The 21,021-nt window shown below is 35.9% G+C and carries 18 protein-coding genes; 3 read left to right on the top strand and 15 right to left on the bottom strand.

Features of this window, described 5'->3' with window-relative positions:
- Nucleotides 1–267: 267 nt before the first annotated feature.
- The gene (locus tag GH741_RS03310) at nucleotides 268–1,047 is read left to right on the top strand and encodes a DUF5995 family protein (RefSeq protein WP_153735328.1); all 780 of its coding nucleotides are present in this window, start codon (nucleotides 268–270) and stop codon (nucleotides 1,045–1,047) included.
- Nucleotides 1,048–1,134: 87 nt separating this feature from the next.
- Here GH741_RS03310 and GH741_RS03305 read toward each other — a convergent pair whose 3' ends face one another.
- The 6 genes from GH741_RS03305 to GH741_RS03280 all read right to left on the bottom strand — a co-directional run bounded on the left by GH741_RS03305 (nucleotide 1,135) and on the right by GH741_RS03280 (nucleotide 9,688).
- On the bottom strand, nucleotides 1,135–4,368 hold the full coding sequence (locus GH741_RS03305) for a DEAD/DEAH box helicase (protein ID WP_153735327.1): 3,234 nt from the start codon (nucleotides 4,366–4,368) through the stop codon (nucleotides 1,135–1,137).
- Between the two features lie 220 nt (nucleotides 4,369–4,588).
- A complete protein-coding gene (locus tag GH741_RS03300) occupies nucleotides 4,589–5,485 on the bottom strand; it encodes a DMT family transporter (protein ID WP_153735326.1) in 897 nt (298 codons plus the stop codon).
- 200 nt (nucleotides 5,486–5,685) lie between these two features.
- The gene (locus GH741_RS03295; protein ID WP_153735325.1) at nucleotides 5,686–5,985 is read right to left on the bottom strand and encodes a hypothetical protein; all 300 of its coding nucleotides are present in this window, start codon (nucleotides 5,983–5,985) and stop codon (nucleotides 5,686–5,688) included.
- Between the two features lie 368 nt (nucleotides 5,986–6,353).
- Entirely contained in the window at nucleotides 6,354–6,743 is a 390-nt protein-coding gene (locus GH741_RS03290; RefSeq protein ID WP_338079215.1) for a hypothetical protein, read from the bottom strand.
- A gap of 243 nt (nucleotides 6,744–6,986) precedes the next feature.
- Nucleotides 6,987–8,495, bottom strand: coding sequence for a malate:quinone oxidoreductase (locus tag GH741_RS03285; RefSeq protein WP_153735324.1), 1,509 nt, complete (start codon nucleotides 8,493–8,495; stop codon nucleotides 6,987–6,989).
- A gap of 605 nt (nucleotides 8,496–9,100) precedes the next feature.
- A complete protein-coding gene (locus GH741_RS03280) occupies nucleotides 9,101–9,688 on the bottom strand; it encodes a helix-turn-helix domain-containing protein (RefSeq protein WP_153735323.1) in 588 nt (195 codons plus the stop codon).
- A 90-nt stretch (nucleotides 9,689–9,778) separates the two neighbouring features.
- Here GH741_RS03280 and GH741_RS03275 point away from each other — a divergent pair, with 90 nt between their 5' ends.
- The gene (locus tag GH741_RS03275; protein WP_153735322.1) at nucleotides 9,779–10,756 is read left to right on the top strand and encodes a DMT family transporter; all 978 of its coding nucleotides are present in this window, start codon (nucleotides 9,779–9,781) and stop codon (nucleotides 10,754–10,756) included.
- Between the two features lie 181 nt (nucleotides 10,757–10,937).
- Here GH741_RS03275 and GH741_RS03270 read toward each other — a convergent pair whose 3' ends face one another.
- From GH741_RS03270 to mmgD, 9 genes are all read right to left on the bottom strand, one after another.
- On the bottom strand, nucleotides 10,938–12,446 hold the full coding sequence (locus GH741_RS03270; RefSeq protein WP_153735321.1) for an amidase: 1,509 nt from the start codon (nucleotides 12,444–12,446) through the stop codon (nucleotides 10,938–10,940).
- Nucleotides 12,447–12,784: 338 nt separating this feature from the next.
- Nucleotides 12,785–13,081 (bottom strand): hypothetical protein, encoded by a 297-nt coding sequence (locus GH741_RS03265; protein WP_153735320.1) that lies wholly within the window; start codon nucleotides 13,079–13,081, stop codon nucleotides 12,785–12,787.
- Between the two features lie 281 nt (nucleotides 13,082–13,362).
- Complete coding sequence (locus GH741_RS03255; protein ID WP_153735318.1) at nucleotides 13,363–13,620, bottom strand: hypothetical protein; 258 nt, start codon at nucleotides 13,618–13,620, stop codon at nucleotides 13,363–13,365.
- A gap of 633 nt (nucleotides 13,621–14,253) precedes the next feature.
- Nucleotides 14,254–14,349, bottom strand: coding sequence for a putative holin-like toxin (locus GH741_RS03250; RefSeq protein WP_153735317.1), 96 nt, complete (start codon nucleotides 14,347–14,349; stop codon nucleotides 14,254–14,256).
- A 160-nt stretch (nucleotides 14,350–14,509) separates the two neighbouring features.
- Nucleotides 14,510–14,974, bottom strand: coding sequence for a respiratory nitrate reductase subunit gamma (locus GH741_RS03245; RefSeq protein ID WP_170287541.1), 465 nt, complete (start codon nucleotides 14,972–14,974; stop codon nucleotides 14,510–14,512).
- A 199-nt stretch (nucleotides 14,975–15,173) separates the two neighbouring features.
- The gene (locus GH741_RS03240; RefSeq protein WP_153735315.1) at nucleotides 15,174–16,097 is read right to left on the bottom strand and encodes an AEC family transporter; all 924 of its coding nucleotides are present in this window, start codon (nucleotides 16,095–16,097) and stop codon (nucleotides 15,174–15,176) included.
- A gap of 365 nt (nucleotides 16,098–16,462) precedes the next feature.
- Nucleotides 16,463–17,380 (bottom strand): methylisocitrate lyase, encoded by a 918-nt coding sequence (prpB, locus tag GH741_RS03235; RefSeq protein WP_338079214.1) that lies wholly within the window; start codon nucleotides 17,378–17,380, stop codon nucleotides 16,463–16,465.
- 28 nt (nucleotides 17,381–17,408) lie between these two features.
- On the bottom strand, nucleotides 17,409–18,860 hold the full coding sequence (locus tag GH741_RS03230; RefSeq protein WP_153735313.1) for a bifunctional 2-methylcitrate dehydratase/aconitate hydratase: 1,452 nt from the start codon (nucleotides 18,858–18,860) through the stop codon (nucleotides 17,409–17,411).
- Between the two features lie 48 nt (nucleotides 18,861–18,908).
- Complete coding sequence (gene mmgD / locus GH741_RS03225) at nucleotides 18,909–20,024, bottom strand: citrate synthase (RefSeq protein WP_153735312.1); 1,116 nt, start codon at nucleotides 20,022–20,024, stop codon at nucleotides 18,909–18,911.
- Between the two features lie 428 nt (nucleotides 20,025–20,452).
- On the opposite strand from mmgD, the gene GH741_RS03220 reads away from it, so the two are divergent.
- Nucleotides 20,453–20,842 carry a phosphatase PAP2 family protein gene (locus GH741_RS03220; RefSeq protein ID WP_240795388.1) on the top strand — a complete coding sequence of 130 codons (390 nt, stop codon included), beginning with the start codon at nucleotides 20,453–20,455 and terminating at the stop codon, nucleotides 20,840–20,842.
- The last annotated feature ends 179 nt before the right edge of the window (nucleotides 20,843–21,021 follow it).

Raw genomic sequence — 21,021 nt, 5'->3', positions numbered from 1 at the left:
TTCGATAAGTAAAATTTGTTATATATTACTATCGCATATTAATTGTTTGTTGTTTAATTCATCTCTCACTTTAATTCCCCTTAAAACATTTTACATGTTATTTGACATTAAGCACAAGAAAATTTTGATCCAATTCAAAAATGTTAATCTCCCTTAACTCAAATTATTTGGTATACTATGGTTAATAATCTGAATTTTCTCTTTTCACAAACTTATTTCCTGTGTCGTCCTGCTTTCTTAAAAATAAACTTCGAAGGAGGATAACCAATGGGGGCTGCAAGCAAACAGGTAGTTCAGAAACAAAACATGAATCAAGTAATCAGTGAAATGACGCAACGGCTTGAGTTTCTTCAGGAGTGTGGGGATTATCGTGTGATATTTCAACGAGTTTACCTCCTAATGACAAAAGAAATGCAACGTCGTCTAATTGATGATTTCTTTGAAGATTCTGTCTGGATGGAGCGTGTTCTTGTTAAGTTCGCACAGTACTATTTTGATGCTATTGATTCTTATGAAATCGGAAAGTATTGTTCTCCAGCATGGAAACTCGCCTTTGATCAAGCAACTGATAGGCGAGGGTTTGTTGTGCAGGACGCATTACTAGGAATTAACGCTCATATTAATAGCGATTTACCTATGGTCTTGCATTCTATTCTTACTGAAGACAAGGCATGGCCAGATGCTCGTATTATGATGAGGAGACGCCAAGATCACGAACGAATAAACGAAGTACTTGCTGATCTGGTAGATTTAGCTCAAGACGAGCTTGCAAACCATCATGCTCGCTTCATTCGTCCTGTGGATTTTTTAATGGGACGTAAAGATGAATCGTTATCGTCGTTTATTCTAACTCACTGTAGGTCGAGTGTTTGGTATAATACGGAACTACTCTTGGACGCACCTGATGAGGAACAATGGAACTTTCATAAAAAACGAATTGAAAACGACGCCTATACTATCGCGCTACGAGTAACCCAGTATAACTCACGTCGCTTTACATTGTTAAAAAGATTTGCTTCATTTGCTAGACGCTATCGCTGGTTCTAACGTAAAATTGATAAATAGCCCAAAAAACTAGTCTTCTCTGTGTGAGAGAAGACTAGTTTTTTTATTATATTGATACGGATGAGCTGACTAATTAATACTTAACAGTTCTTTAATCTCTTCCTCTGTAATACTAGATAACATAGCTTCGCCGGGTTGAATGACTTTTTCAATTAGTTCCTTTTTTCGTTGCTGCAACAGATCGATTTTTTCCTCGATTGTTCCTTTTGCTACTAATCGAATCACTTGAACTACATTTTTTTGTCCCATTCGATGTGCTCTTCCTGCAGCTTGCTCTTCTACAGCAGGATTCCACCATAAGTCATATAAAATAACTGTATCTGCACCGGTTAAATTTAATCCAGTTCCTCCTGCTTTTAGAGAAATAAGGAAGACATCATTCTCTCCTTGATTAAAACGTTCAACCATTTCTACTCTTTCCTTTGATGGTACTTGACCATCAATGTAAAAGTAACGAATGCCAGCCCTCGTCAACTGTTCTTCAATAATATGGAGCATGCTTGTAAATTGTGAAAAAATCAGCATCCTTTTGTTATTTGCTTGAGCATTACTCACAATCTCCATTAATTGTTCTAATTTACCTGAATGTCCTTGATAGTTTTCAATAAACAGAGACGGATGACAGCATAACTGGCGTAGACGGGTTAACCCAGCCAAGATTTTAATTCGGCTTTTATTTAACCCCTCCGTCTGCAACGATTCTCTTGTCTCTTGTTGGATTCTTTCTAAATAACCCATATAGAGTCCCTTTTGTTCAGTTGTCAGTTCCGACACATGTGTTGTTTCAATCTTATCTGGCAATTCGGTTAGGACATCTTTTTTTAACCGTCTTAATATAAACGGCCGTACCATTTTTGATATTTTTTCCTCCGAAAGCTTGCGAAATACTCCTTGCGCCGGGAAAAATCCAGGTAAAATAACCTGAAAAATAGCCCATAGTTCATCTATCGAATTCTCAATTGGTGTACCACTCAATGCGAACCGTTTATGCGCCTGAATGCTCCGAACTGCTTTAGAAGTTTTCGTTGCCGCATTTTTAATTGCTTGTGCCTCATCTAAGAAAAAAGAACTAAATTGGCGGTCCCTATACCACTCAATATCTTGTCTTAACGTTGGATAAGAAGTAATGAATACATCTGGTAGCACTTGCTTTTCTAAAATTGCTTGACGTTCGGTCGGTGTTCCAATAACCACCTCCACCTCAAGATCAGGTGCAAACCGCTCGAATTCCAGCTTCCAATTGTAAACGAGCGATGCAGGTGCAACGATTAGTGCTGGATTTGATTGCTTTTCTTGTTGTTTTTCTGACAATAAAAAGGTAATACTTTGTAATGTTTTACCTAGCCCCATATCATCTGCTAGAATGCCTCCAAGCGAATAATGTGCCAACGTCTTTAACCATTGGAAGCCAATTTCTTGGTAATCTCTAAGCTCAGCCTTAAGGTTAACAGGCAACTCAAAGTCCATTTCATCTGGGTTTTTCAAATGGTTGATGAGTCGACGAAATTGTTTCCCAATCCGGATTTTGCTCTTACTTCCTTCGTTAATAATTTCATCAACTTGAAGGGCTCGGTAAATTGGTAGCTGTAATTTTCCATCCTCTACTTCTGATTTACTAACATTTAAATCTGCATACAGATTGCTTATATTTTGAAACTGCTCATTGCCTTCAATCGAGACAAACGCACCGTTTGGCAATCGATAATACTTTTTCTTTTCAACCATTGACTCCAAAATATTTTGTATATGTTCTGAATCAACATCCTTCATATCAAAGCTTACCTCTAGCAAACTACCATCACTTTTGTACTCGAATGAGGTTTCTGGTGCTTGGTTAGCAGGCAATAAAAAAGCCTTAACCGCATTAGTAAGATAGATATCTGCCTTGTCCTCTAAATAGGGAAGTGTCTCGAAAAGGAAGTCATACAGTTCTTCCTCTCCCTCTACATATAATTTTTTTCCATTGTATTTTAAGGAAGCATTCTCTATTGCAGTCATAATTTCTTGTTCTTTACGAATATCGCGAATAATTAATTCATTCGATTCTCCAACCTCGGAAAGATTAGTTTGAAAAGGATTAATTTTAACATCGCCATAATGGTATTCTACCTCTACCAGTAAAGTTTCTTCATCACGATCAACTAGCATCTTTGCTTGTAATGGATATTGTCTAATCTGACTAGAGACCTGTTCTGTAATTTCTAATTGACCCACTTTTTTAATTTCGGGGATAACTACCGACAAAAATGACTCCATCTGTTCCTTGGCAATTGGTATCGATCTATGTTCAGCGATTCTCGTTCTCGAATGCTGTATTCCAGCAGAAAGCTCCTTTAAAATTAGCTGTTGTTCGGTGGTTAACTTATAAAGGGCATTATTAGTTAAAACATAGTTATAGACATCAAAAAATTGCATGTGTACTAATTTGGTGACATCTAAAAGAAAGTCATCATTCAATCCCTTGTCGAGCTTAAAATCAAATGGTATTTCATTTTTTTTAATATCAATTTTTTTGTATGAATCAACGACAGTATCAAACAAATAGTTTGTCTGTTCAAGATTGGACAGCAGCTCATCCACAACCATTGGTGGAATTGTTACGACTCGATCATCTTTTCTATAATAAGAAGTTGAATATGCAACTTCATTCTTTACAATGTTTATTAACAACTGAATAACCGAAAAATCTTCTCTGGTAAAAACATGATCGGTGGGATCATACGTAAAATTGTCAGTGAAAAAGTGACTATTATCCTTGTCGACGTCTGTTAAAAATCCGGCTAAATCTTTGATAACATACGTTCTTTTTGCTCCAACTTTCATTTCAATGGTCCATAAATTTGCTCTAGCGTATGGTGAGTTTGTTTTTATGATGAATTCAACTTGGAGTGGTTGCTTTGTCGAAAGCTCTTGATGATAGGCTTGGGATTGCTGAAGACTGGAAAATACATTGACGAAATGATTAATTGTTTGTTGGTCCTTTTGCTTTTTACTAGACCTCATTTGGAGTGGAGTATTTGGCTGTCTGCTTTCAATTTCCATAAGACATGCAACCACGTGCTTACATTCGTCATGTTCAAAAAAAGCCAAGCAATCACAGTCAAAATCAATCCCATCAGCCGTTATTTGTACTGAAACATCATAGATATCAGTTCCAAGTACCTTCCCGTACCATTTGTTGTCACGGCTTTGAAAGTATAATTCTTTGACACGTCCTTGATTAAAATAGTGAAGGCCACGACGATAAAATGTGTCTACAAATAAATCTTCTATCTCTTCTAGATAAACTGGTAAGCTATTCATATTTTCTCAACTTTCTTCACTTTTTGATTTATCTTAATTATACACAGAAAATCAAGGGTTCAACCACCTAGTTTTCTGATAAAAATCTAAAAGAAAGATTTAAGGATCAAAACTTTCACAAAAACTCTGAATTGCTCAACCAAGGGATGGACATTCATCCCTAAATCAATCGATTAAAGTTTGTTGCTAGAATTACAATTTTCATTATGATATTGATTAATTAAGCAGACTGTTTTTTAAGTTCATTACGTTTTTTATTATCTCCTAACGAAAGCAATAAAATAGACAATAACAAGAGAATAGCGCCAGTAATATTCAAAATAGTTAATTCGATAGGGAAAAATGGAAATGAAATTATAGCGAGTAAAATAGGACTAAACGCTCTAGTTACATTGGCAATAGAAAATCGCAAATATTTAAGAGCTTCATATAATAAAATAGTTCCAATGAATCCAGTTATAACAGAGGACAAAATAATAAATGATACACCTTCAACTGAATAATTGCTATCAAACAAATCACCGAATATTACCGCATAAACCATAACAAAAATTAGTGTAATAAAATTGTTCGTAAATAATATAGAATTTGAGCTTTTATCTTTAGATAGTGTTTTCTTAATAAAAATGTTGGTCAATGCAAAAAAGAAGGTATAAACAAGAGCAAATATACTTCCTAATAATGTCGCGTTACCTATTCCACCTTTGTTAACAAACATAAAAGCACCTAGAATTGCCAAAATAATAAAAGAAATTTCTTTTTTTGTCATTCTCTCACCTAATAATAGAACAGACAAAATCACAGCAAATACAGTATAAAATCTACCCAGAAACCCAACCTGAACTGGTGATAATAAATTCATGCTAACAAACAAAAAAATGACACCTAAAGAATTAAATAAGGCTAACAAAATAATTTCCTTTTCGAAATGAAAAGTAACTGTTCTTTTGGTTAACTTACCCCATAAAAAACTTGCAAAAATAATAGCAATTGTATTTATAACCGCAGCTTTTGACGGTGAAATATGTAATAGCCCAAACTTTGATAGCAAGGGTCCAACTGCCATCATTAATACTGATAAAAAATTATATGTATAGCCTTTTTTTAGATCGGTCATATTTTCACCCTCTAAACTATTAAATTAGAAACCTAAATAAAGCAAACTACATTTTCAATACAATCACAAATGTTGTTAAGAGATAGAAAAATTTATACATAGTCAAATAGTGTACACCTAACGTTTCCAATATCGTATCACAGCTTACTCTTCATTATGAATCTCCTGAATCTCACCCGATTTAGCATACATGTTGGTAACTATTCGATCAACACCATCTTGATGAGCTTTTGCCATTTTTTTGCTTGATCCATAGACAAAATTTCAGTTTCTTTACCATTTATTAGATCAACAAGTAATGAAGATGAGAATCTGCCATTATCATGCAATTGGAAGGAAAATGAAACCTCAAGCATGCCATTTAACGCGTTTGCAGTTTCTTGATTCGTCAATTCAACTTCGAGTTTAAATGATATTTCCTTTTCAAATGTTTCTTCCGGTTTCATTTCCTTTAAATCATTAGGATCAAATACATCTACGCAACCTTCCTCCAATCCCATGCTTGGAAATAGGTACGAATGCGCATCCTCTTATTTCACCAGATATCCCAAATGGAATACCACAGCGACCATTGTATATAATGGTCTCCTTGCTGGTATTGCTAATTGAAGCGCCTATCCTAATGTCTAGCCTATCTTTATCTTAGCTTGTAGTGTAAGTCCATTCTATTCAATATCATGGGTGAGTGTCTTTAGATTGCCAGGTGCTGATTGCTCATCTGTCCCGAAACAACTAACGATTACTATCACAAAAAATAACAGGATTACTAAGGTTTTATTCATCTGTCATCCCCAGTGTTTGCGAATTATATCATAATACACCAAAAAAAGGACCTACAATTAAGGTCATCTTGGTTCCTTCAGTTTTTTTAAGATATGGAAAATCTTCTTGGTATTTTAACTAGAACATAATTTTCAGTCCACATCTGGGTAGTAGAAATCAATCTTTCTCCTGCTTTTTCAAAGAACAAACCACTGCCGTCTTTTTGTTTAAATTCCCATCCATTTGAAGCGACCAACTGTTTTATATTTTCGTCAGCAACTGAAATGCCTCCGTTCTTACTACTTGTAATATACCAAATAGACTCACCTTCCACTGCTATTTTAGCAATTTCACTATCCGATTCTTTCAGTATTTCAATTGCTTCTTTTGCTGTTATGCCATTGATCGGAAGCGAAGGATAATATAATTTATTTATAAACACAAATAGAAAAGTTATAGTAATAAGCATAACTAATATAATTCCAAGTTTTTTCACTTAAGTTCCCCTCCTTCAACGTATGTTTTCACCAAGTGTATGAAGTGTGCGAAAGTTCTTCTTAGATTAACTCACCAGTTTATTTATAATTTATCGCCCATAAATACATACTTTTTTAAAAAATGAAGCATGAGAGTTTTCAAAAAAAGAACCTTCAATCAAAATATAGATTAAAGGTTTCTCTGTTCTTTACAATGACTCTACTATTAAACAATATACACTTATTACAATGGTCTCAAAAAGTTAACTAAAGATTCGCTCCTGCTCATTTTCATTTAGACCAAGTGTCTCGGCTATTGAAGTTTTAATTTTTTGTAGAAGCTCTGGATTTTCCATTAGTGACATTCCATGGGAAGGAATCATTTCTTTAATCTTTGGTTCCCACTCTTTCATGTGCTCTGGAAAGCAATTTGCCATCACCTCAAGCATAACGGGAACTGCGGTAGAAGCACCTGGCGAAGCACCTAATAATGCCGCGATCGAACCATCAGCTGAATTAACAACTTCCGTACCAAATCGGAGTGTCCCTTTTCCCTCATCTTCTGTATCTTTTATAATTTGTACACGTTGGCCTGCTACTACTAAATCCCAATCTTCGCTTTTGGCGTTCGGGATAAATTCACGTAACTCTTCCATACGCTTTTCTTTTGATAACATAACTTGCTGGATCAAGTATTTTGTTAATGGCATGTTTTTAGCACCTGCCGCCAACATAGTTATGAAATTATCTGGTTTTACAGAAGTTATTAAATCAAACATGGAACCGTATTTCAAAAACTTTGGTGAGAAACCAGCATAAGGTCCAAATAGCAATGATTTTTTGTTGTCGATAAATCGTGTATCTAGATGCGGAACAGACATTGGTGGAGCACCAACCTTCGCTTTGCCATACACTTTTGCATGATGCTTCGCGACAATATCCGGATTATTACATGACATAAATAGTCCACTCACCGGGAATCCTCCAATATGCTTTCCTTCTGGAATACCGGATTTTTGCAGTAAATGTATGCTACCTCCCCCGCCTCCAATGAAGACGAACTTTGCCGTATGGCGTTCGATAGTACCGCTATCAGAATTACGCACTTTCAATTCCCACATACCTTCGCTAGTACGCTTAATATCCTTAACACTATGGTTATAATTCATATCGACATCTTTACTCTCTAAGTGGTCAAACATCATGTTTGTTAAAGCACCAAAATTAACATCAGTTCCAGAATCGATTCTGGTTGCCGCTATCGGCTCATCCGATGGGCGGTCCTTGATAATAAGTGGAATCCATTCTTTTAGTTTTTCCGGATTATCGGAGAATTCCATCCCTTGAAATAGAGGATTAGTTGACATTGCTTCAAAACGTTTTTTTAAAAAGGATACATTTTTTTCGCCTTGCACTAAACTCATATGCGGTATTGGCATAATAAAGTCCTGTGGATTATGTATCAACTTTCTATTTACAAGATAAGACCAAAATTGCATGGAAGTCTGAAACTGTTCATTAATTTTAATAGCTTTACTAATATCTACAGAACCATCTGGTTTTTCGTCTGTATAGTTAAGTTCGCACAATGCAGCGTGTCCAGTTCCTGCATTATTCCATACGCCAGAGCTTTCTTCACCTGCGTTTGCGAGCTTTTCAAACACTTTGATTTCCCATTCTGGTGCTAATTCTTTTAAAAGTGTCCCTAAAGTCGCACTCATTACTCCTGCGCCAATTAAAATGACGTCTGTTTTGATTTCTTCGTTGCTCATTTTTACCAACCTTTTCCGCTAAAAATTTGCAGAAAAAATGTAAACGTCACACCAAGTTGTCTGCACAACCTAGTCGCACACCTTTCCTGTCTCAATTATAACCCTATCATAGTTTATTACAATTATTTATAGATTAATATATCTACTATTATATGATATTTGTAAGTAATTTAAAAGCTGATAAAAAGTGAGTGGTCTATCCAGCAAATCTAAAATAGCAAAAATCAAAGGATAAAGTAAGATTTTACAGGCTTTGATTAACTGTTATACATGATTCTTTTTGTACCATCTTTACATGTTTTATGTAGTCTTAAAACAGTCTTCACAAATAAACTTTCCATTGTTTCGTAGATAGGCTTTTATTTCAGTAAATCCTTTACGCTTTGGATAATTCATTTTTACATAAACTACATCATTTTTCTTAATTTCATTATTACAAACACTGCACTTGGACTTATCCCACAACAAGTTAAGTCACCTCCAAGCCAATTCATAGATTTACAATAAATTATATAACCTTCCAATTAAGGAAGGTTCCCTGCTCCAACTCTAACATGCTTCTGCTGTTATTAACTTTCATCTTATTAATGAATAAATTGTTCTACTCAAGAGCTAGCTTTGGTGTAGGTCATTACAAAATGTAATACTGAAATCGAATTAGTTGGATTTATAAAAGTATGCTCTAAATTACCATTAAATTTTATGGAGTCATACTCATATAGATGGTGGTAGTCATCCTTTATCTTAACTTGTAGCTCCCCCGACATCACCGTAACATATTCGATGACTCCTATTTGATGCGCATCAGGTGAATATTCACTATTGGGTTTTAGAAAAGCTCTATGTATTTCAACCAAACCGGAATTAGAGGTATCAGATATGGATTGAAACGTGCAAGCTCCATTGGCACTTACGACATTATCGCCTATGTTTTTTCGTGAAATTAACACTTCTTTATCTTCTTTGAATAATACTGAAATTGGAATTGAAAGAGCATTAGCTATTTTAAAAAAAACGTAAAACGATGAATTTGATTCTCCTCTTTCTACTTTACCCAATGTTAGTTTGCTTACTTCTGTAATGTCAGCCAATTCTTGTAAGCTCATCTTTCGCTTTTGCATAGTTCTCCTCATTGTTTCACCAACCTGTCTAGCAAATCTTTCTGCATTTTCTGATGAAAATTTGTTGCCCATTTCGCTAACCCTCCATTTTAATCGCTTTATATGATAAATTTTAATAAACTTATAATGTACTATTTATAGAATGGCTAAAGGTGGTAAATCATGAAAGAAATATTAATTGGTATTTTAGCTTCTATGTTCTTCGCTGTCACTTTTATTTTAAATCGATCTATGGAACTCGAAGGAGGAAGCTGGATATGGAGTTCATCTTTACGTTTCCTGTTTATGTTCCCTTTTCTACTTCTAATTGTACTGTTACGACACAATTTAAAACAAGTAATAAATGAAATGTTGAAACAACCCTTCCAATGGTTAGGCTGGAGCTTTGTAGGATTTGTGTTATTTTACGCATCTTTAACCTATGCCGCAGCATATGGACCAGGCTGGTTAGTCGCTGGAACATGGCAACTAACTATTGTAGCAGGAACTTTATTAGGTCCTTTTTTCTTCACAATAATACAAACAGAAGATGGACCATTGAAAATAAGGAATAAATTACAGTTAAAAGCTCTATGTATTTCACTAATTATTTTGATTGGAGTCAGTCTTATCCAACTACAAAAGGCAAATAACTTAACTATATTCGAATTAATCATTGGTATTCTACCTGTAATCATTGCAGCATTTGCATATCCATTAGGGAACCGGAAAATGATGGAGGTTTGTGACGGAAAACTTGATACGTTTCAACGAGTATTTGGAATGACCTTAGCAAGTCTACCATTTTGGCTAGTCATTAGCATTTTTGGTTTAATAGAGGTTGGTGGACCTACTTCAAGTCAACTCCTTCAGTCATTTATTGTAGCAATCTGTTCAGGAGTTATCGCAACAACTTTATTTTTTATTGCGACAGATAGGGTTAAAGGGGAGCAAGGTAAATTAGCAGCCGTCGAAGCAACACAGTCTACTCAGGTATTATTTGTAATGATTGGTGAAGTTCTTCTCCTATCAACTCCTTTACCTAGTGGCTTGGCTATCGTCGGACTTTTCATTATTATTTTAGGTATGTTTCTTCACAGCTATTTTACTAAAAACATTAAAAGCAAACAAAACTCTATCCGACTATATAAAAGCGAATAGGGACAAGGGGACAGGCCCCTTGTCCCAGATATTGATTTTTCGTCAGTAATCACCTCAAGAAAGAACCACCCTATAGGTTTAAAATCTTCTAAAAAAAGAAACAAAATGGGCTTGGCATTTTGTTTCTTTTTTCGTAATTACACCAAGTTAATTTTCCCCCTGCAACTTCTCACAGAGTTTTTTAGAGTTTCAATACTGGAGATTCCCGATGACCGGTTGCTTGTTCATACTGGTATGCCATGCCAATTAAATTCGCTTCACTCCACATCTTTCCAAAAAATGCTAAGGCAAATGGTGAACTATTCTGATAATAACCAGCCGGAACAGTTACTAATGGCAAACCACTAATATTTATTTCATCAACAGTGGTAGAAATTATGTCTCCTTCTCCCGTGTTAGGGGTTACTACTGACATCTGTGGAAATACAAATCCGTCTAATTGATGCTCAACCATAACCGATTCAATGATACGTATATACTCAGACTTAACTTTATTAAACTCCGTTAAATCTGGTAGTTCAGCGGGGTTATTCAAGCCAATGTGATTGGTAAAGCTCTTTAACCAGAATAATGGTCCACTTTCTGTCCAAGGAACTGCACCAGCTTTTTTAAAAACATTATCTATTGATAACGTATCATCAGACGGATTTAAATTTTCAAGATATCTTTCAAGGTCATAGAAAAATGACTCAAATCCAGAACTATTTGCAGCTTTAACAATTTCTGTAAACCCAGAGTCTGCAAAGGGATCTTCAACAACTTCAAAACCCTCAGCCTCTAACTTTTTTATTTCTCTAGCATATAGGGCTTGTGTTTCCTCCGATAGTTCCGCAGTTCTCCATCCTGGACCATAGAGGCCAAGCCGTTTCCCCTTAACTATGGGCTCCATAAGTGAAGCAGTATATCCTTTAGCCGGTACTTTTCCTATAGAAATTTCAGTCTTAGGATCCTCCTCCGAATAACCAGCCAGAACATCTAACAAACGAGTCGCATCTTCTACAGAACGAGCAACAGGTCCTAATACATCACGCGTAGTGCCCGCAAGTGGTGTAACTCCTGTGGTTGGTATGAGTCCGAATGAGGGTTTTATTCCGACAATGGATTGTGCTGCAGCAGGATTCTGAATGGAACCACCCGTTTCCGCAGCAACTCCAAGCACCGCGAAGTTTCCTGAGATTGACATTGCTGACCCACTACTACTCCCACCTGGAACAAACAATTCATTTACAGCATTATAGGTTGGACCAGCCCAGCTCGTGTTTGCATGGGTGCCTGTCGCACTGAACGCAGGCATATTTGTTTTACCTATAATAATCGCACCAGCTTCTTTAAGCCTAGTTACAATCGTTGCATCCATTATAGGCATTAACTCGATTCCACCAGTCTTTTTGCTTAACGGCGCCCAGCCAAATGTAGTAGGAAATCCAATCATATCTACCGCTTCTTTGATAACAATTGGAATACCTGCTAATGCACCCATTTCTTTTCCTTCTGCACGTAACCGATCTAATTCACGCGCTTCCTCCAAGGCATTGGTATTTATAAAAGTAAATGCATTATATCTTTCTTCATAAATCTCAATCCGTTCCAAATAGGATTGAACAATTTCTTCCGCTGTAAACTCGCCTTTGTCATATCCATCTAGTAATCTAATAACTGTGATTTTTTCAAACGGAAGATTAGCTTTCATTTAAAAATCCCTTTCCATTTTCCTTTATTTAAAAGATGTACTTAATAAGCCGTCATTAATATGATCATTAGAATTTTGCTTAGTTGAGAGTTATTATCGAACCAACCTTTACTTGATTAATAGTTTATAGCTCTCACTTAATTTATACAACTAAGTAGAAAGAATCATTCCATTCACAATAAATTAGTTAGAAAATGGAATACCATTTTATGGGAGAATACCAATTAAAGTCGGATGTTTCATACAAGAGGGATTAGTAAAAAGGTGGTAGCAAACTTGAAAAAAAAATAAAAACGGGCCTAAAGAAAATGGAATACCATTTCTTTGACCCGTTAGCCTTATCTATTCTTTAAGTATGTTTCTATTATCTCCTCAACACGCTGTGATTCTTCAGTTTTTATAACGTAATGGTCCCCATCTAAATTGGCAGATATATCTTGGACTCCTTGTGCTTTTAGAAATTTAGCAACACTCTCTATTTCATCACCTTGCCCTGACAAAAACTTTTTCCCTATATAGTTTTCATTTACGTAAATATCGTAAGAATCTTGGGAGTTTTTTAATGAAATTGGATCATCATCACCGACTAGGCTTCTAGGGAATCCAGTTTGATTGTATGTTTCGATTATGCTCACTCCTTTCTCCTTTTGTTATAGTTTTCTCCAATCAACCATTAGACTATGCAAAGGGGACAAGGGGCGGGCTTCTTGTCGCTAACTATACTTCAAACCATTCATCTTGCAAAAATCTATCGCAATTTCTCTATAGCACTGATCGCATTAACTATACCACTGATTGTCTAATCCCATTTGATTCACAGAATCTTTAAATCGCCTAAATGCTCCTTTTCCATTGATAGCATTTAATAAAGTGTCTCCCTGCTTTTTATCGGTAAGGTTAAAGGAAAATTTCTCCATCATCCTATATCATCTATTTCAAATTGCGAGGGGAGGTCTGTGTAAATATCCCAATTTTCCACAACCTCAATGGCTATCTTAACTTCATCTTGCTGCCAGTCCAGCAAGTTTTCCAGGGGTTCATCGTCTTCTGCCATTCTTAAAGCATCTGAAGATAATGTAACTACTTCCCCTGTCTCATGATTTAGATAAGTTTGAATCTCTTCCATGTCTAATTCCATTCCTTCAATTATTGTATCTAGTTTTACTGCAACCATAAATTAGCCTCCTAATTATGTATAGTCCCTTTAAAAAGGCAAATACTCATCATCAGCGCTAATTGATTCTTTAATCTGTTCACCTTTATTTTTGGACCCAATTCTTGTTCTTCCGATTCTTCCCAAGTAATACCAAAGGGTACTCCACCTTCTGTATAACCAACGATAAAAGAAAATGTTTCATCACTATCTTGATCTTCCCATTCATCTACCTTCTGCCTCGCACTTCTTTTTGCAAGCTTTCGTTTCTTATGCTTTTCTAATTTCTTTTTGTTTTTCGTATTACCATTTTTTTCATCCTAATTCCTGTCTAAATATATATTAACTTATTTTTAATTAAATTAAAAAGGTCCTAACTCGGTCTCTCAATTGAATTAGAACATTGCTTTGTATTATGAAAAATTCTTTAGATTCAACTGAGATAATATGAACATTCTCGCGGGACAAAGAGCCTGTCCCTTTGTCCCATTCATTTTTCATCTTGATTATGGTATAATTGTTACAGATTTAGAATACAACTAAAAAAGACCACAGCTACCAACTGTGGTCTTTAGATAAGCGGTTCCCCCAGAGGGATCGGCTACCATTTCAGGTAGACCTCACCTAGTTAGCTTGTTGGGTAAATAGGGAGGTCTATTTTCTATTGATCAAATTTATGACCAATGCGAGTAATGCAATCAAGAAAGTACCAAAACCAATCAGTACCATAAAACTCTCATACATACCCATAGGCATCACCCCCTTTCACCGGGGTTAGCCGATCTCTCCCTAAAAGAACATTATCTTACTAGATTATATCATAAACCCAACATATTCCGAACGAATGTTCTAACTCGATTTTTTAACTAATCCACATCGAATTCAAGTATCAATCCAGACAACCCTTTCTTCATTCAGACAAAACAAATTGATTTTTCTTTAACTCAGCTTTATTTTTTCTTTGATGAGGGGTTTGGAACATCCACTCAAAAAATTTACCGAAGTTAACCACTGCGACCTTTTGACTCACTTTATCAAATGTATATCTTTTTAATTTAAAAATATTAAAGAGCTTTATAAAACGTGTAAAAGGAAGAACTATTAGTAACGAACAGAGACTTAGGACATGCATTTTAATTATTAGTGGTGCTACAGTTATATTCAATAAGAATAATTCGCTCATCCATTTGAAAATAGTTATCTGGCTTAGAGAAATAACACCAGTTATGAGCACGACTATACCAAGACTGACACACAGCATGTTTACAAACCCTTTTCTATAACTATCTTTGTCTTCGTATTGCCAAATTAATCCCATTACAAAAATAGCTATCGATGAAAAAGGTAAGATAACCCCTAGTAACGATTCAACCATGCTCATTCCACCCCTTAATTGTTTCTCGTTTCTTATTATTCTCATCTTAACGTTTTTGACAATTTTGTGACATTAGGGAAAATCCTGATTTTCATGGGGAATTTCCCTGACATTATTCTTGAATTCCATTGCACAATGTGCATAGTTGAGTGAAATAAAAAAGAGCCTTTTTCAGAAGGCTCAATTTCATTATATCAATTTAGAATATAATTCTAGCTAAGTAAATAACCATTGAAACGGTAAAGGCACTTGCTATGGTAGAAAGCAAAACGACTTGTGCTGCGAAATTTGGCTCATTGTTGTATTCCTGTGCAATTACTGCACTATTTACAGATGTAGGCATTGCGGACGAAATAAATAATGCTTGCGCGAAAATTCCATCGATTTTAAATAAAAAGATAATAATCAAAGCTATAATCGGGCCAACTAACAATCTTATAGTTAAACTACAATAAACCCTGAGTAGTCCGGATTTAAATTTCAATTCGGCTACTTGCGCTCCGAGAGTAATCAAAGCTATAGAAACCATAGCATTCGCAATGTAATTTGACGGTACCCAAATATAAGAAGGAATTTCTACATCAAAAATGTTTAAAAAAACACCAGCTAGCATCGCATACAATACAGGCATTTTAAAATACCCAAGTGCCGCTCTTAGCTTTCCTTGACTAACTGATTGCAACGAAAAAATTCCATAAGAAAATAGAAAAATATTCTGCAAGGCGAGAACAATAACTTGAATCGACATCGCAAATGGATCACTTCTAAATACTAAGTCATTGACTGGAACACCATAATTACCTGAGTTATAAAACATGACACTATTAGAAAAAGCTGTTTTTTCCCCCTTATCTAACCCCATAAATTTACTGATGACAATTGAGATAAGATAAAGCACAAGAACATAGAAGCAAAAGAATAAAAAGATATTAGAAAATAAGTTCAACGTGATTTCGGTACTATATAACTTTACAAAAATAAAACCAGGAATCAAAAAATAAATATTTAATTTTGCTAATGTTGAAATATCTAAACGAAACTTTTTATGTAGTAGAAAACCGATCCCCATCAAAATAAATACTGGTAATATAATATCTTTGAGTATGATAAGAAATTCAGACAAGAAAAAACTCCCCTTTCTAGGAATAGTAGTTCATTTATGGGGTTGGACCATGTAAAGCAAAAGTAAAAAATAAAATAGCGTTCTATTAAATAACTTATAATAATTAAGTATATCAAATAGGCAACCATCAGGGAACGAACAACTCATGTATGAACATGTATGAACGGTTTTCTCTATCATGCTTTAGATATTACTTTAACGTCTTTTACTCAATTTCTTTTAAAATTAATAGATTGCTAGCCCATTAATATAAAAAAATAAGCCTTCCAAAGAAGACTTATCTTAACAAGTACCTAATTGTTACTATCTTATTCGAGAGAAAAATTATTTTTTAAAAATGAATTCCCTTCAACCCTACAAACTCTTTAGTCGTTCGAATTTTCCTCAGGTAAAACAGTACGTGCGATTTTCTCATCGAGTTCTTCATAATCATAGTAGCTTATCGTTTCATATAGCTCACTTCTTGTCTGCATATCGTCCAACACACCTTTTTGAGTGCCTTTTTCAAATATTTCCTTGAATGCTTTTTCATAAGCCTTTGCTGCCATTCGTAAGGAGCTAACTGGATAAATAACCATACTGTATCCAAAGCCTTCGAACTGTTCAGCAGTATAGTAAGGTGTCCTGCCGAACTCTGTCATATTTGCTAGTAAAGGCGCTTTTACTTTTTCGCTAAAATATTGGAACTCTTCTTCCGTTTGTAGTGCTTCAGGAAAAATAGCATCTGCTCCGGCTTCTAAATAATTCTGTGCCCGGTAGATTGCTTCTTCGATTCCTTCAACTCCCTTGGCATCCGTTCTAGCAATGATCACTAGTGATGGAGCTACTTGCTTAATTGTTTTGATTTTTGCCATCATTTCTTCTGTTGAAATGAGTTTCTTACCATTTAAATGACCACACTTTTTTGGTAGTTCTTGATCCTCGATCTGAACCGCAGCAACCCTTGCTTCAACCATTTCTTTTGCGGTTCTGGCAACATTCAGTATCCCTCCATAACCTGTATCAATATCGACTAGCAATGGAAGCTGGGTTGCTCGGATAAGGTCACGTGCACGCTGAGTAACCTCATCTGACGTAACAATGCCTAAATCAGGCAAGCCCCGACTTGCAGTGTAGGCTGCTCCAGATAAATAGAGCGCCTCAAACCCAGTTTGTTTGGCCACAAGTGCTGCCATTCCATCATGTGTACCCGGAATTTTAAGGATAGACTTCGATTCGACCTGTTTTAAAAATTGTTCTGCTAATTCTTTTTGAGTACGTTCATCTTCTACTAACCAAGTCACTCTGTTCATCTCCTTACAACTATTAAAATCAAATCATTAGCATTTTCATCAAGTCTGAAACTGGTGTAGTTTCCAACCGTTTATGATCTAACATCAACCTAGTAATGGTATGTACTTGTTTTTTTGGATATCTCGTTTTAAGGCTATTTTCAAATTTAGTTATAAGTCTTGGAATCCCTTCTTCCCGACGTCTGTAATGGCCAATTGGATATTCACATACTACTTTTTCGGTTTGCGAACCATCTTTAAAGCGAATCTGCACAGCATTCGCTATCGACCGCTTATCTGAATCAAGGTAATCGTCACTAAATTGTTTATCTTCGACCACTGTCATTTTCTCTCGTAGACTATCAATCCGAGGATCCAACGCCGCTTCATCTTCATAATGATCGGCTGTCAACTCACCATGAATAAGTCCAATGGCTACCATGTATTGCAGGCAGTGATCACGATCAGCCGGATTATTTAATGGACCAGTTTTATCAATGATCCGAATCGCCGCTTCATGGGTTGTTAGAACAATTTCATCGATCTCCTCCAGACGATCTTTAACCTCTGTATTAAGCTCAATCGCGGACTCCACAGCCGTTTGTGCATGAAACTCAGCAGGAAACGCAATTTTTAGCAGAACATTCGTCATTACATAGGAATCTAGTGGCCTAGCAAGCGTCAGCTGCTCCCCTTTAAACAAAACATCCTGGAATCCCCAGTTAGGAGCTGATAATGCAGTAGCATAACCCATTTCTCCTTTAAGTGCCATCATAGAAAGCCTAACCGCTCGACTCGTTGCATCTCCAGCAGCCCATGACTTGCGCGAACCAGTATTGGGTGCATGGCGATATGTGCGTAAACTAGAATTATCAACCCATGCATTCGATAACGCATTAATTACTTCCTGTTTTGACCCTCCGAGCATCGCAGTTACGACAGCTGTTGAAGCGACTTTAACAAGCAAGACGTGATCGAGTCCAACCCGGTTAAAACTATTGTCGAGCGCTAACACTCCTTGTATTTCATGTGCCTTGATCGATGCAGTTAATACATCTTTTATTGTTAACGGTTTTCGTCCTTCTGCTATGTTTGTACGACTTATATAATCAGCGACGGCCAAAATACCACCTAAATTATCCGATGGGTGACCCCATTCCTTGGCTAGCCAAGTATCATTGTAATCCAACCACCTGATAATACAGGCGATATTAAATGCACCCTGGATAGGATCTAATTCATAGGATGTACCTGGAACTCGCACCCCGTTCGGCACTACTGTTCCGGGCACAATTGGTCCAAGGTGCTTAGTGCATTCAGGATAATTTAAGGCGAGTAAACCCGAAGCAATTGAATCCATTAACACATAACGAGCCGTTTGATAAGCCTCTTCACTTTCTATTTCCTTGTCTAAAACAAAATCTGCAATCTCAACTAAAAGTTGGTCCGTTTCATTTACTTGAATATTACTTTTTATTGTTTTGTTTACCATACTTTGTGCACTCCTTTAAATTTTGCTGTGTACTAACTTTGAATTGTTTTAGGGATGTAAATTTCTAGGTCCTGTATAGTCAACACGCGGTCTATATAAACGGTTATTGGCATGCTGTTCGATTACGTGGGCACAAATTCCAATTGTTCTAGCCGCAAGAAAAATCGGTGTGTACAAATTGATTGGAATTCCAAGCAGATAATAAACTGGTGCAGCATAGTAATCAAGGTTAGGATAAAGTCCCTTTTCTCGTTTCATAACCTCTTCACCAATGACACACATGTCGTATAATTCTTTATTACCCTTTGTCTCAACCAATTCTAGTAATGCTTCCTTCATTAAATTGGCACGTGGGTCCATCTTTTTCATATAAACGCGATGGCCAAAGCCCATAATTCTTTCTTTGTTTTGCAATTTTTGCATAATAAGCATTTCCATGCCTTCTTCAGTTTTCGCTTCTAAAAGCATTTCCATTACAGCTTCATTCGCTCCGCCATGCAACTTCCCTTTAAGTGAAGCAACAGATCCAGTCAGTGCCCCATACATATCGGACGTTGTCGAAGCAATGACTCGTGCTGTAAAAGTTGAGTTTGGCATTTCATGCTCACTATATACCATCAATGTTTGATCAAACGCTTTCATTTCTAACTGAGTTGGTTCCTTGCCTGTGATCATATAAAGAAAATTCGCGCTATAAGACAAATCATTACGTGGACTTATCATTGGACTGTTCATCTTAGCATGATAACTGTTAGCAACAATAGAAGGAACCTTTGCTAGCAATCGAATCGTTTTTCTCCGGTTTGCTTCTATAGAAATATCATCTAATTCACTTTCAAAACCAGCAAGAATCGATATACCTGTTCTTAGCGCATCCATCGAATCAGTTTGATTTGGAAGCAATTTCAAAATAGACGACAGTTCCTTTGGTATCCAGTACTCTTTTCTCAGTTCTTGATCTAAGGAATCGCGCTCTTCCCTATTCGGTAATTGATTGTTCATTAATAGATAGACCAAATCAAGATACGTCACTTTTTTAGATAGTTCAATTAAATCAAAACCACGGATCACTATTTCTTCATTTTCAACATCTAAAAAGGATATATCAGTTTTAGATGCAATCACGCCGTCTAAACCAGGATAAAACGTTTGTTCAGTAGACATACAAAATCACCCTCCTTTTTATATAAAAGCAAATCAAAGTTACATCAGAGTTACATGTATAATTTGTACACAATTATTGCTTATAAAAGAACCTTGGATGAAACATTTCCATGTCTGATTGTTCGAAGTAGTAAGTTACGGATTAGTGGTAGTGCTGAAGTGTAGTAGTAGAACCATAGGAAGTTAATCTTGGGGTGAGGTTTTTATCGACAAAACACCTCCTAATTATATTTCGGATATTAGTGCTCTTATAATCATACTTCGACTTTCACTAGTTAAAATCCTGCTTAATGGGGCAGAGGCTAAGGGTTGCTATCCCACTTCGATTTCTCAGCAAAAGAATAAATGGAATTCATCAGGGCAAAATGTGGTACATGCGCATTGGGTTTAATAGACAAACTGCTTATGTTTGTACAGGAGAGTGAAAAATGGACAAACAACTAATAAAAAAGTTAACTTTCCCAATCATAGTCCTAATTATCGGACTAGTTATTATTAGTCTATTCACTTATATTTTTGTGGAAATGGGAGAAAATTTACTAGCGAATGAAATTAGAACATTTGATTCCGCTATTATAGAGTTATTGAAAACGATTGAAACGGATTCACTCGATCAATTAATGATTTTCATAACAGAATTAGGATCCGTTTGGTTTTTAACAACCATGTCTATTTTGGTTATTCTCCTACTCTGGTTTAGAGCAAAAGATAAGTGGGGGATTGTTGCTTTTATAGTAGCTATTGCCGGAGGAGGCACTATTACAAAAATACTAAAGCATCATTACGATAGAGGAAGACCCTCGATTAATCCTATTTAGCGGGTGCAGCATGGATGACTCTTTGTATTTTAGCCTTAGAGTGGTCAGAATGGAGAACCAAATATCATGTACGCCCATTTCGGAGCATCCAACAATTCTTTGTCCATCGATTCCACGATAAAACTGATAAATGAGGTACATTGGGACAGGTTTGTTGTCCCTCCTGAACCAATATTAAT

The sequence above is a fragment of the Aquibacillus halophilus genome (assembly GCF_009649745.1).
GTDB lineage: Bacteria > Bacillota > Bacilli > Bacillales > Amphibacillaceae > Aquibacillus > Aquibacillus halophilus.
This window is presented reverse-complemented; position numbering and strand designations above follow the sequence as displayed.